The sequence below is a fragment of the Algoriphagus ornithinivorans genome (assembly GCF_900115305.1).
Taxonomy (GTDB): Bacteria; Bacteroidota; Bacteroidia; order Cytophagales; family Cyclobacteriaceae; genus Algoriphagus; species Algoriphagus ornithinivorans.
This window is the reverse complement of record NZ_FOVW01000009.1, coordinates 149,712-162,156: the sequence shown is the minus strand read 5'-3', so window position 1 is coordinate 162,156 and position 12,445 is coordinate 149,712. Positions and strand designations below refer to the sequence as shown.

Below are 12,445 nucleotides of genomic sequence, written 5' to 3'. Positions count from 1 at the left end.
CTAGCTAATCAGACGCATGCCCATCTCTTACCGATAAATCTTTAACTATCTCATGATGCCAATCAATAGTGCCATGGGGTATTAATCCGAATTTCTCCGGGCTATCCCCCTGTAAAAGGTAGGTTGCATACGTGTTACGCACCCGTGCGCCACTCTCAACATCCCGAAAGATGTCTACCGTTCGACTTGCATGTATTAGGCCTGCCGCTAGCGTTCATCCTGAGCCAGGATCAAACTCTCCATTGTAAATTATCTAACTATACACAACTGATATATAAAGCATATATACCAGCCTCCCTGTCTTTCTTTCTCAGGTTATTATTTTTTCGCCTTACATCACTTCAAAGAACTTGCGTCACCGCATTCGGCAACACTGTCAGAAAAACCGCCTCACAGCCTCGTTTTCCCCGTTTTTTTATTTTTGTTTTTCCCGTTCCTTCCGAACAGGAGTGCAAAGGTAGTAGAAGTTTTTCCGTTTGCAAAAAGAATCTGAAAAAAATGTTTTTTCTTTTTCTTCCCGCTTTCCCAGATCCAAACACCCCTCAGTGTCTGGCAACTTCCTTTCACTCCGCCTTTCAATTTTCCCCGCGCCGTTTGCGTCGATTGGGAGTGCAAATATCGGGGGATTATTTCAGGATACAATAGATTCTATAGAAAAACTGCTAGATCAGATCTAATCTCTTGATTCTGAATCAGAAAAATTTTCAAAATTTTTTGAATTGAAAAGTCAATTTCCACGAAGAATTAAATGATTAAAAAGATAATTGTATTAATTATCAGTATAATATTCTGAATCTCAGCTAAAAAGGCTTAAAACCTGAAACTTGGCAGGGCCGGATAGCTATTTTTCCTCCTTTTATTAGAAGTGAATACATATCTAAATGAAAGTTCATGAGCTCCCCCAGAAACAGATTGTCCTAGTTTTGAAACTGAAAAGTCAAAAGAGTAACCCAACTCAATCCCTGAATCCAAGGATATCCCTACCAAGGCAATTAAAGACTCACTATTTGGCAACTGGTACTTAGTTGGAAGACCTCGGTACCACAAACCAAGGATTAATGGCTCAAAGAAAAATTCAGCACCAATATCCAGTTGATTATACAATCCCTGCTGTCTATAATTAAAAGCAATGGCCATAGATCGTTCCTGATCATAATTATTCAGATACTCATTGATATAGCCAGGAGCCAATTCAAACCTATATCCTCCATGAACCCCAAACCTCATAGGTAAAGTGTTTTCACTTTCTGAAAGAAAACTAATCGAGGGTTCCAATAAATGAAAGGCTGAACCTCCCATCCAAAACTTTTTCCCATAAAATAAAAAGCCAGTATGGGCATCAAATGAACGAAGCTTGCTTTCCCCCTCAAATCCATCTCCCGGCTGTCCAATAATCACTCCTCTGTTGATATCGAGCTGCGTACCTAAAATGACTCTATCAAAATATACATCTCTTCCAGTGAAACTACCTTGAAAGCCAATCTGAAAGAGTGTACTCTCTGATAATTTCAAGCGGTAACTATAAAGCAAACCCACTTCATACCATTGACTTTGAGTAAAGGACTCTTTTGCCCCTGTAATAATAACACCTACCCCACTATTCAAATTTTCAAAGTAATGATCTCCATAGGCTGTAGATGCTAAAAAACTCTGATCTAATGCTGGCCATTGATTTCTAAAATTAAAACCTACTCTACTTTCGTCAGTACTGCCGGCAAAAGCTGGATTTAAATAAAACGGGTTGGCATAAAATTGCGAATATTGAACATCTTGCCCTTTTGAGAAGAAACAAACAAGAAAAAACAAAACCGCGAAAATCGAAAATTTACTCATCTGATCAGCTTAAATTTTCCACTCTCTTTTACTTGCTCTCCTTCTGTAGAAAAACCATTGAATCGATAGATATATGTACCGGCATCCACTAATTTCCCCTCGATGGTTCCATCCCATCCTGCACCATTCAATTCATTGCTCTGGAAAATCAAATCCCCCCACAAATTAAAAATCAAAAGTTCTGCACTGACCAGCCCCTTGTATTTGGGAGTGTAAGTTTTATTTTCCTCTAAACCCGGAGTGAATCCGGTCGGAAACATCACCCGGTAACTTTTGGTAATAGAAATAACCTTAGTCAAGCTTTTTTGACAGCCAAACCTATCAGTCAAGGTTAAAGTAACCTCAAACTCACCTTTCTTTCCGAAAACATGCACAGGGTCTCTATTTTGAGAGGTTTCCCCATCGCCGAAATCCCAAGACCAGCGGATAGTTCTTGTATCTGACATATCTGTGAACTGGATAGGATCATCAGGAAAAATACCACCTTCTGCATCCCCCCGAATATCTGTACCCTGAACAACAAAGTCGTAACCAATTAATAGTTCTTCCTCCTGAATGAATACCTCCACTTGATTGGAACCAGAATAACAATCAAATTCTTTAGGCTTCACAAAGACTTCGTAAGTGCCACTTTGATTTAAAGTTAAAATCTCTTCGTTTTCCAATTCCAAACCATTCCCTGTCAATAAATAATCAAATGACTCTGGATCATATGAGGATAAACCTTCAAAAATATTTACTGGCTCACCGGGCACACATCCCACAACCAATTCATCAAAAATTAATTCCGGATACTCTGGGTATACCACCTCAATCGGATCCGATTTAGCCGGACAATTATTTCTATTGTAAGCCCAAACCTCTACCATGCCCTCTTCACTTATAATGAGCTGGTCAGAGGTTTCATTTACTATCAATTCCCCATCTAGGTACCATTCGTACCTAGTATAATCTTCATTCCCACTCGCTACAAAAGTCAATGATTCTCCAGGGCAGCTATTGATACTTCCTTCCACAACTTCTTTACCGATGACCTCCAAACTTACTGGCTCTGGAGACTCTTGTATCCTTAAGGTAATTTTATTCCCTTCAGAAGCTTTTCCATAATTATCCCCAATAGTATAAAAAACGGTCACCTCTTGACCGGCAAAGCCTTCATTTGGGAAAAATGTGTAGGCTCCTTTTTCTCCTGCTTCCAGAATTCCTTCCGGCAGAACCAAATATCTGTTTTGTTCCAAACATCTTGCCTGAGTACAGATATCGTCTGCCTGTGCCTGAATTTCCTCCCTTGTCCTGTAAAATTGCAAACAGCGAATCTCTGAGTCAGCATTAGGTAAAACCACATCCTGATCCAAAATAAAAAACTGATTTTCCTGTCCCTCACAAGTAGCAACATCTTCGAAATCTATTCCGATGGGATTTTCCAAAGCATCGTCATTAGACACTTCAACTTGAAGATTTCTGATTTCATGAAAATTGGTAAAGCCTCCGGTAGAAGCTGCAAATCCGATTTTAAGATTTTTCGGTGCAGGAAAATCATAAGGCCTATCAAATATGGTCACCATTCTCGGTTGATTGGGCTGAGTAGTAACCATCATTCTCAAGGTGAGAAAAAAACCTACTCCATTAGGATTGGGTTCTAATTCTAAAAACACCTTTCTATAGCCAGGCTGATTAGGATCTGTCACTCTAGTAGTCCCTGAACCACCAGAGCTAATTGGGAATTGTGCTCCTGGATTGAGTCCATCGTTATTATTCCCTGTTGTATTGGTTTTTCTTCCTACTATAAACTGATAACCCTGAAATCCATTTCCTGGTCCCCTTACTACAATAGCATCTGGCACTCTTTCTTCAGGCTGAATATTAGAAAACCTGCCAATCCTTCCCTCTCCACTGTTGCCGAAATTCCCAAACTCATCAAAGCCAATTCCTATGTAGGCATTACTCAATCCAGACTCATTATTTCTAGGAGCATAACCTAAAGAGCCTCCAAATCCGCCTGGTGAAAAATTCTGTGTATCTCCATCAAATAAAAAAATGGTCAAACCATCAGCCAGAAACTGGCCTGTTCCTCCATAACTAAAGTACTCAAATTCTGCCTTAATCCCGTAAATGGATGGAAATGGTACATCAATGTAAACATAACCTACCTGATCATTCAAATTACTCGTTAGTCGCAGGACCCCGCCTGTCAAAGAAGCATTTCCCCCAAATATGGTCTTAGATTGAGTGCCTGGCGTTTGAAAACTTTCACAATACGGAAATCCTGTCTGAGCTTTAACTCCTACCAAGAAATTCAAAAAGATTAACAGACCGATTGCAAAAAATTTAAAATTCATTCTCCCACACATTTTGCTAAAAATACGAAATGATCTCAGCACAAAAAGAAAAAAGCCTCGAATGGTTAAAATCCGAGGCTAAAATTTTTATCTCATAATGGTTTGGACTCTATCCGGCCCCACCGAAACCAATTTGATTGGGACATGGAGCTCTTTTTCAAGATAAGATACATAGTCTTTCAATTCTTGAGGGAAATCTTCATAAGACCTTACGTCTTCCAAAGAGCAATTCCAGCCTTTCATGGTCTTATAAACTGGCTTAACTTCAGTATCGGTGATTTCAAAGCTCAAACGATCGATCTTTTCTCCGTTTGGAAGTTCATACTGGGTACAAACTTTGATCTCTTCGAAAATATTCAATACGTCTGCTTTCATCATAAACAATTGGGTAACTCCATTGATCATGATACTATATCTCAAAGCCGGTAAATCCAACCAACCACATCTTCTCGGACGCCCGGTCGTACTTCCAAATTCATTACCTTCTTTTCTCATGTCCTCCCCAGTCTGATCAAACAACTCAGTTGGGAATGGTCCACTCCCTACACGGGTGCAATAAGCTTTGAAAATTCCAAACACATCTCCAATTTTGGATGGAGCAACTCCCAAACCTGTACACGCTCCTGCGGTCATGGTACTAGAGCTAGTCACAAATGGATAAGAGCCAAAGTCTACATCCAGTAATGAACCTTGAGCACCCTCGGCTAAGATTCTTTTATTGGCTGATAAAGCTTCATTGACCACGTACTCACTATCGATTAGATTGAGTGTCTTGAAAAATTCAACCGCGTCAAAGAATTGCTTTTCCATTTCAGCCAATTGATCCAAAGGAAAGTCATAAAAAGACAAAGTGGTCTTATGCTTTTCTAAAAGCGTATTATATTTCTCCTTGAACTCAGGGCTTAGAATATCTCCTACCCGAAGAGCAGTTCTACCAATTTTATCTTGGTAAGTTGGACCAATTCCTTTGAGTGTAGATCCAATTTTCTTATCTCCTTTGGATTGCTCGTAAGCAGCATCCAATAATTTATGGGTTGGAACGATGATGGTGGCTTTCTTTGAAATCACCAAGTTTTTCATGTAATCGATGGAAAACTTACCCAATCCATCTATCTCTTTTTTCAAAACTACCGGATCCAGCACCACACCATTTCCAATTATGTTAAGAATCTGAGATCTAAAAATTCCTGAAGGAATTTGGTGTAAAACATGCTTGATGCCATCAAACTCCAATGTATGTCCTGCATTGGGGCCTCCCTGAAAGCGGGCTACGATTTCATATTCAGGAGCTAAAACATCTACAATTTTTCCTTTTCCTTCATCTCCCCACTGGAGACCCAGAAGTACATCCATCTTCATTTGATGTGCGGTCTAAACGGTTAATCAAAGTCTTTTTGAAGGGCGAAATTTGCGATTCGAGTAAAGAAAACCAAGTGAATTAGGATAAATAATTACCTGAACCAAAAAGAAAAAGTCAACCCGCCCGTGAACAGGTTGACTTTATATCGCATTCAATTTCTATTAATTTTTCTTTTGAAACTCCTCTACGGAATCAAAAACAGTGAATATGTTATTCAATTTGGTAATGATCAGCAACTTTTTAACATGATCTGAAGGGGAGGTTAGATAAACTTCTCCTCCCACATTTCGCATTTTGGTCAACATGGTAATAAGAAGGCCAATCCCCGAGGAACTGATATATCTCACTTCGCTCAGATCAATAACAAAATTTTTCGTACCCTCTTCAATCGCATCGGAAACCACTTCCACTAGCTTAGGCCCAACTTCATCCCCAATCAAATCCCCTTGGATGTATAAATAATGCGCTTTTTCGTCCTGAGTGCTTCTATAGGTTAATTTCATTTTTTAATTAGTGGGTCTATTTTCACATTTTTCCTTGGTACAGTTCCCATACAAAATCAGAGAGTGATGCATTACTTTGAAATCCAAAATCTCCCCTACGGTATTTTGAATATTTTGAATACGGGGATCACAAAATTCCATTACCTGATTACAGTCCACACAGATCAAATGGTCGTGTTGCTTGTACCCATAGGATTTTTCAAACTGTGCAAGATTCTTTCCGAATTGATGTTTGGTCACTAGGTCACATTCCACCAAAAGATCCAGGGTATTATAAACAGTAGCTCGGCTGACGCGGTAATTCTTATTTTTCATACTGATGTAAAGAGACTCCACATCAAAATGCCCGCTTCGGCTATAAATTTCTTCTAAAATCGCATATCGCTCAGGAGTCTTCCTGAGCTTTTGATTTTCGAGATAGGCTGTAAATATTTTCTTTACTTCTTCGAAATGAGTTGTATTCAAAGACATTGGCTTCTTTTTTTCCAAATATAACTTTTGATAGGGAGAAAAGATTCATTTGTTCAATCAAAGCGTGAAACCTTGATGATTCCCTCTACCTGACTCAAATTTTTCATCAATTTATCCAAATGCTCTGTGCTGTGGACATAGAGCTTGATTGTTCCTTCGAAAATCCCGGCATCTGAATCCACTGTAATTGACCGCATATTTACTTTTAATTCATTGGATATCACCTTAGTAACATCATTGATCAAGCCAACACGGTCTGTGCCGACAATGTGTAAACCTGCTAAAAACGCAATTTCCTTTTGACTGGTCCAACGGGCTTTGATCACTCGATTTCCATGATTGGAAAGGAGTTCCAAGGCATTGGGGCAGGAAGTTCTATGGATTTTAATTCCTTCATTGACAGTCACAAATCCAAAAACATCATCGCCTGGGATAGGATTACAACATTTAGCAAGGATATAATCCACTACATCCATATCCTCCCCGATCAGCAACTGATCGTGATCAGGTCCTTTCAAGCTTTTGATTTCTTTGGTGAAAGTACTTTCATCTTTCACCTTTTCCTGAATCGCCTTATGCTTCAGTTTTTGGTTTTCTTTGAAATCTTTGAAAGACTTGATGGTGGTAGGGTCAATTATTCCTTTCCCAACTCTATAATAAAATTCATTCGCTGTTTTCAATTCAAAAAAGGCCCGTAACTTTTCTACAGTCTCTGAATTGAAATCCATCTTCATCTGCTTAAGCTTTCTTTGAATGATCTCTTTTCCATCCAAAATGGCAGATTTCTTCTCCTCTCTCAGCGCATCTTTGATTTTGGCCTTAGCGCGAGAGGTCATTACGTTATTCAACCAATCTTCTGTCGGCTTTTGCTTATTAGAGGTGAGAATTTCTACTTGATCTCCATTTTTTAGCTTGTGATTGATCGGCACCAACTTCTGATTCACTTTGGCACCAATACATCTGGCTCCTACTTCAGTGTGGATTTCAAAAGCAAAGTCCAAAGCTGTTGAACCGAAAGGCAACACTTTCAAGTCTCCCTTAGGAGTAAAGACGAAAACCTCCTCATGAAATAAATTTCCGCGGAAATCATCCATGAATTCAATAGCGTTTCCATCATTGGATTCGAGCATGCTCCTAACCTGGGTGATCCAATCATCCAATCCGGAACTTCCCTTACCGCTACTGTCTTTCTCCTTGTATTTCCAGTGTGCAGCATATCCTCTTTCAGCAATTTCATCCATTCTGGAAGTCCTAATCTGTACTTCCACCCACTGCCCTGTATTACTCATTACAGTAGTGTGAAGGGACTCGTAGCCATTGGATCTAGGAGTACTGATCCAATCTCGAAGTCGATCAGGGTTAGGCCTGTAAAAATCAGTAACAATGGAATATACCTGCCAGCAATCAGCCTTTTCACTTTCCAATTCACTATCCAAAATGATACGCACCGCAAACAAGTCATAAACCTCTTCAAAAGGTATCCCCTGCTTTTTCATCTTATTATAGATAGAAAAAACAGATTTGGGTCTGCCCTTAATGCTGAATGAGAAGCCTTGGCGATTCAACTCTTCCTCGATTGGCTGAATGAAAGACCTGATGAACCTATTTCTGTAGGACTTTGACTCATTGATCTTATTCACAATGTCCTTATAGGTCTCTGTATCGGTATATTTCAGATAAAGGTCCTCTAATTCAGACTTAATCGCATAAAGTCCCAATCGGTGTGCAAGTGGGGCGTACAGATACATTGTTTCTGAAGCGATTTTCAATTGCTTATGCCTAGGCATGCTAGCCAAGGTCCGCATATTGTTCAGACGATCTGCAATTTTGATCAAAATCACTCGCACATCATCTGAAAGGGTCAGGAGCATTTTCCTGAAATTCTCAGCTTGCTGAGAGCTTCCATATTCAAATACTCCAGAGATTTTAGTCAAGCCATCTATGATGGTCATGACTTTATGTCCAAACTCCCGGTCTATATCTTCTAACTCCCAATCAGTATCTTCTACCACATCATGCAATAAGGCAGATACAATTGAAGTGGTGCCCAATCCGATTTCTTCCACACAGATCAATGCTACTTCTAATGGATGATAGATATAGGGTTCCCCCGACTTCCTCCTCATATCCTTATGAGCCTCCAGGGATACATTGAAAGCTCTTTTAATGAGCTTTGCATCCCCTTCCTTCAGGATGGGTTTGGCTTGACGAAGAATTCTTCTATATCGCTTTAAAATTTCTTTTCTCTCTTCTTCGAGATCTACTTGAATCATACTGAGGGAATTTACTACAAAAATGGAAGCTGTCTCTTAATTTTTGGAAATGATTTTAGATTTTTTTTTGGGTGAGCATTTGCAAATTATCTTTTAGTACCTACATTTGCATCCACAATTGAAAACGGGATGTAATATCCGGATTTGAATTGGTTCAACTGCGGATGTGGCGAAATTGGTAGACGCACTAGACTTAGGATCTAGCGCCGCGAGGCATGGGGGTTCGAGTCCCTCCATCCGCACACATACCGAACCCTCAATCACTCGACTGTTTCAACAAACAGGAAAGAGATTGGGGGTTTTTAGTTAATCTTCATCATAAACATACAAGCGCTTTGGAAATCACATTAGACAAGCACTCAGCAAATCAAGCTTCTATTAAAATTAAGCTAACAGAAGCAGATTATCAACCGAAGGTAGATGCCAAATTGAAAGATTATGCTAGAAAAGCTAATATTCGTGGCTTCAGACCTGGGAAAGCTCCAATTTCCATGGTTAAAAACATGTATGGAACTTCCGTTTTGGTGGAAGAAATCAATGGGATTTTGGGTGACTCCTTGAATAAGTATCTGAAAGAACAAACTTTCAGAGTTTTGGGTGATCCACTTCCAGTAGAAAACGTTGAGGAGAAAATTGACTGGAAAAACCAGAAAGATTTTGACTTTGAATACAAAATCGGTTTTATCGAGAATTTTGAATTGCCGCTTGATAAGAAAATCAAAGCTACCAAATACGCAATCAAGGTAGATGACAAATTGGTTAATGAAACCATAGAGAACCTAAAATCTCAGTATGGAAACAGCACCAATCCAGAAACTTCTGAAGAGGGTGACAATGTATATGGAGACTTGAAAGCTGCTGAAGGAGATTTCACAAAAACTCTTTCTTTGCCACTTTCTAAGTTGAGTAAAAAATTAGCTAAAAAATTCATCGGTCTTGGTAAAGATGCAGTAGTTGAGTTTGACGCTAAAGACGTGAAAAAAGGTGAGTGGGATGAGGCTTTTGACTTTTCTGAAGATGAAATGCAATTTGCCAATGGAGCTTTTACATTCACTATAAAAAATATCAACAGAACTGAAGAGGCGAAAATGGATCAGGAGTTTTTTGATAAAATCTTCGGCCCAGACCAAGTTAAGTCGGAAGAAGAATTCGTGGCTAAAGTAAAAGACACTCTTCAGTCTAATTACGATAAAGAATCCAAAGTTTTCACCGAGGAAGAATTAAAGAAAGTGTTGGTAGAAAAGGCAAGCCTTGATTTGCCGGAAGACTTCTTGAAAGAGTGGTTGCTTAAAGCAAACGAAGGGAAAGTCACTCAGGAAGACGTTGATAAAGAATTCCCAATCTATGCAAGACAATTGATTTGGTCTTTGGTTTCCAATGAGTTGGCTAGAGCTAATGAAATTAAGGCGGAGCACGAAGATGTTATTGCTAAAACCAAAGAGATGATCAGGGAGCAATTCGCAGCGAGTGGTCTTGGATCTCAAATGGAAGACAGCATGGATATGTTTGTAGACAACTATCTGAAAGGAGAGGAAGGTCAAAACTATATGAACATGCTGACCTCAGTGCAGAATGACAAAGTCTTGTCATTTGTACAGGAAAAAATAGACATGAAAGAAAAGGAAATAAGCATTGATCAATTCAAGGAACTTTTAGAAAAGTAAAATGCTTTTAGCTCTATAAAAAAGTCCTTATTTAAGGGCTTTTTTTATTTTTGTTTACCACAACATACATAGATATGATCAATAAAGAAGAATTCAGAAAGTATGCGATTCACAATCAAGGTGTAAGCGGCACCGCATTTGACCAGTATACACAACACATCGAGAATATGACTCGCTCTGTGATCGAAGAGAGACCTCAAAACTTCAGAGAAATTGACGTCTTTTCAAGATTGATTATGGACAGAATCATTTTCTTGGGAACAGGAGTAGATGATCACATTGCCAATATTATTGTTGCGCAGTTGCTGTTTTTGGAATCAGTGGATTCCAAAAAAGATGTACTCCTTTACATCAATAGCCCAGGAGGCTCAGTTACAGCAGGATTAGGCATTTACGACACGATGCAGTACATTGGTCCAGATGTAGCTACTATCTGTACCGGAATCGCAGCTTCCATGGGTGCAGTTTTGCTGGCCGGTGGTGCGAAGGATAAAAGATCTGCACTAAAGCATTCCCGAGTGATGATTCACCAGCCTTCTGGAGGAATGCAGGGACAGTCTAAAGACATGGAAATATCTCTTAAATTAATTCTTTCCATGAGACAGGAGCTGTACCAAATTCTGGCAAATCATACAGGAAAAACCTACGAAGAAATTGAAAGAGATTCAGATCGTGACTATTGGTTGAAAGCTCCTGAAGCTAAAGCCTACGGTTTGATCGATGAAGTACTTGTAAAAAAATAATTAAATGGCTCAGGTAACCTGCTCCTTTTGCGGTAGAAACAAAAAAGATGTAGACTTGATGGTATCGGGTATTTCTGCCCATATCTGTAATTTCTGCATCGAGCAAGCACATATGATTCTTGGTGAGGAAGAAAAAACCAAGAAAAGTTCTGCTTCCAAACCAAAGTTTAATCTTAAAAAGCCGAAGGAGCTTACCTCCTATCTGGATCAATACGTAATTGGTCAAGAGGATGCTAAAAAAGTTTTAACTGTAGCTGTTTACAATCACTATAAACGCCTTCAGCAAAAAGTAGAAAAGGATGATATCAAGATTGAAAAATCCAATATCATCATGGTTGGAGATACAGGAACAGGAAAAACCTATCTGGCTAAAACCCTAGCTCGAATTCTAGAGGTACCTTTTTGTATTGCTGATGCTACTGTATTGACTGAAGCTGGATATGTAGGTGAGGATGTAGAAAGCATCCTGACTCGACTGCTCCAAGCAGCAGATTATAATGTGGAAGCTGCAGAAAGAGGAATTGTCTACATCGATGAGATTGATAAAATCGCCAGAAAATCAGACAATCCATCTATTACTAGAGATGTCAGTGGAGAGGGAGTGCAGCAGGCAATGCTCAAGCTTTTGGAAGGTACGGTGGTCAATGTACCACCTCAAGGGGGAAGAAAGCATCCAGATCAAAAAATGATCGCCGTGAATACAGAGAACATTCTCTTCATTTGCGGTGGTGCGTTTGATGGAATTGCCAGACATATTGCCAAGCGTCTCAACACTCAGCCATTGGGCTTTAGCAAGGCTTCCGAAGTATCCTTGGCGGACAGAGAAAATCTTTTGCAATATGTGACGGCACAAGACCTCAAAGCCTTTGGCTTAATCCCAGAATTGATAGGAAGACTTCCTGTACTAACCCATTTAGATCCACTTCACAAAGAAGCTCTGAAGAGAATCCTTACAGAACCAAAAAATGCATTGGTGAAACAATATCACAAGCTTTTGGAAATGGAAGGGGTAAATCTAGTATTTGAAGAAAGTGGTCTTGACTTTATTGTAGACAAAGCTGTGGAGTATAATCTAGGTGCAAGAGGACTTCGTTCTATTTGTGAAGCAATCATCACCGATGCTATGTATGAACTTCCTTCTAATGAAGACATCAAAGAATTGGTCATTGATGAAGAATATGCCAAATCTCAATTTGACAAATCAAAGTTCAAGAGACTTCAAGTTGCATAAGCATTTTGTAAATTAAAAAAGCTCGCTG

General features: G+C 39.3%; 9 protein-coding genes, 1 tRNA gene and 1 rRNA gene. 4 read left to right on the top strand and 7 right to left on the bottom strand.

From position 1 onward, the window contains the following. The 7 genes from BM073_RS14855 to BM073_RS14820 all read right to left on the bottom strand — a co-directional run. Positions 1–246: ribosomal RNA gene (locus tag BM073_RS14855) — 16S ribosomal RNA — on the bottom strand; the annotation flags it as partial. A gap of 564 nt (positions 247–810) precedes the next feature. Then, a complete protein-coding gene (locus BM073_RS14845) occupies positions 811–1,833 on the bottom strand; it encodes a PorP/SprF family type IX secretion system membrane protein (RefSeq protein WP_091655111.1) in 1,023 nt (340 codons plus the stop codon). Then, entirely contained in the window at positions 1,830–4,172 is a 2,343-nt protein-coding gene (locus BM073_RS14840; protein WP_091655110.1) for a PKD domain-containing protein, read from the bottom strand. Before BM073_RS14840 ends, BM073_RS14845 begins: the two co-directional genes overlap by 4 nt. A gap of 87 nt (positions 4,173–4,259) precedes the next feature. After that, positions 4,260–5,531 carry an adenylosuccinate synthase gene (locus tag BM073_RS14835; protein WP_091655109.1) on the bottom strand — a complete coding sequence of 424 codons (1,272 nt, stop codon included), beginning with the start codon at positions 5,529–5,531 and terminating at the stop codon, positions 4,260–4,262. 162 nt (positions 5,532–5,693) lie between these two features. After that, positions 5,694–6,035 (bottom strand): STAS domain-containing protein, encoded by a 342-nt coding sequence (locus BM073_RS14830; RefSeq protein ID WP_091655108.1) that lies wholly within the window; start codon positions 6,033–6,035, stop codon positions 5,694–5,696. A 3-nt stretch (positions 6,036–6,038) separates the two neighbouring features. Then, the gene (locus tag BM073_RS14825; RefSeq protein ID WP_091655124.1) at positions 6,039–6,506 is read right to left on the bottom strand and encodes a Fur family transcriptional regulator; all 468 of its coding nucleotides are present in this window, start codon (positions 6,504–6,506) and stop codon (positions 6,039–6,041) included. 53 nt (positions 6,507–6,559) lie between these two features. Then, on the bottom strand, positions 6,560–8,779 hold the full coding sequence (locus BM073_RS14820) for a RelA/SpoT family protein (protein ID WP_091655107.1): 2,220 nt from the start codon (positions 8,777–8,779) through the stop codon (positions 6,560–6,562). 160 nt (positions 8,780–8,939) lie between these two features. Here BM073_RS14820 and BM073_RS14815 point away from each other — a divergent pair. From BM073_RS14815 to clpX, 4 genes are all read left to right on the top strand, one after another. Continuing rightward, positions 8,940–9,021 (top strand) — tRNA-Leu (locus BM073_RS14815). 93 nt (positions 9,022–9,114) lie between these two features. Beyond that, positions 9,115–10,443 carry a trigger factor gene (tig, locus tag BM073_RS14810; RefSeq protein WP_091655106.1) on the top strand — a complete coding sequence of 443 codons (1,329 nt, stop codon included), beginning with the start codon at positions 9,115–9,117 and terminating at the stop codon, positions 10,441–10,443. Between the two features lie 74 nt (positions 10,444–10,517). Next, positions 10,518–11,186: a ClpP family protease gene (locus BM073_RS14805; RefSeq protein ID WP_091655105.1), complete on the top strand. Its 669-nt coding sequence runs from the start codon at positions 10,518–10,520 to the stop codon at positions 11,184–11,186. 4 nt (positions 11,187–11,190) lie between these two features. Further along, positions 11,191–12,417, top strand: a complete 1,227-nt coding sequence (gene clpX, locus BM073_RS14800) for an ATP-dependent Clp protease ATP-binding subunit ClpX (protein ID WP_091655104.1) — start codon at positions 11,191–11,193, stop codon at positions 12,415–12,417. Positions 12,418–12,445: the final 28 nt, after the last annotated feature.

Bases quoted from the DNA above. Each gene is read 5' to 3' on its own strand.
- BM073_RS14820 (WP_091655107.1), bottom strand. From the start codon at position 8,779: ATGATTCAAGTAGATCTCGAAGAAGAGAGAAAAGAAATTTTAAAGCGA.
- BM073_RS14830 (WP_091655108.1), bottom strand. From the start codon at position 6,035: ATGAAATTAACCTATAGAAGCACTCAGGACGAAAAAGCGCATTATTTA.
- BM073_RS14805 (WP_091655105.1), top strand. From the start codon at position 10,518: ATGATCAATAAAGAAGAATTCAGAAAGTATGCGATTCACAATCAAGGT.
- clpX (WP_091655104.1), top strand. From the start codon at position 11,191: ATGGCTCAGGTAACCTGCTCCTTTTGCGGTAGAAACAAAAAAGATGTA.
- BM073_RS14825 (WP_091655124.1), bottom strand. From the start codon at position 6,506: ATGTCTTTGAATACAACTCATTTCGAAGAAGTAAAGAAAATATTTACA.
- BM073_RS14840 (WP_091655110.1), bottom strand. From the start codon at position 4,172: ATGAATTTTAAATTTTTTGCAATCGGTCTGTTAATCTTTTTGAATTTC.
- BM073_RS14835 (WP_091655109.1), bottom strand. From the start codon at position 5,531: ATGAAGATGGATGTACTTCTGGGTCTCCAGTGGGGAGATGAAGGAAAA.
- BM073_RS14845 (WP_091655111.1), bottom strand. From the start codon at position 1,833: ATGAGTAAATTTTCGATTTTCGCGGTTTTGTTTTTTCTTGTTTGTTTC.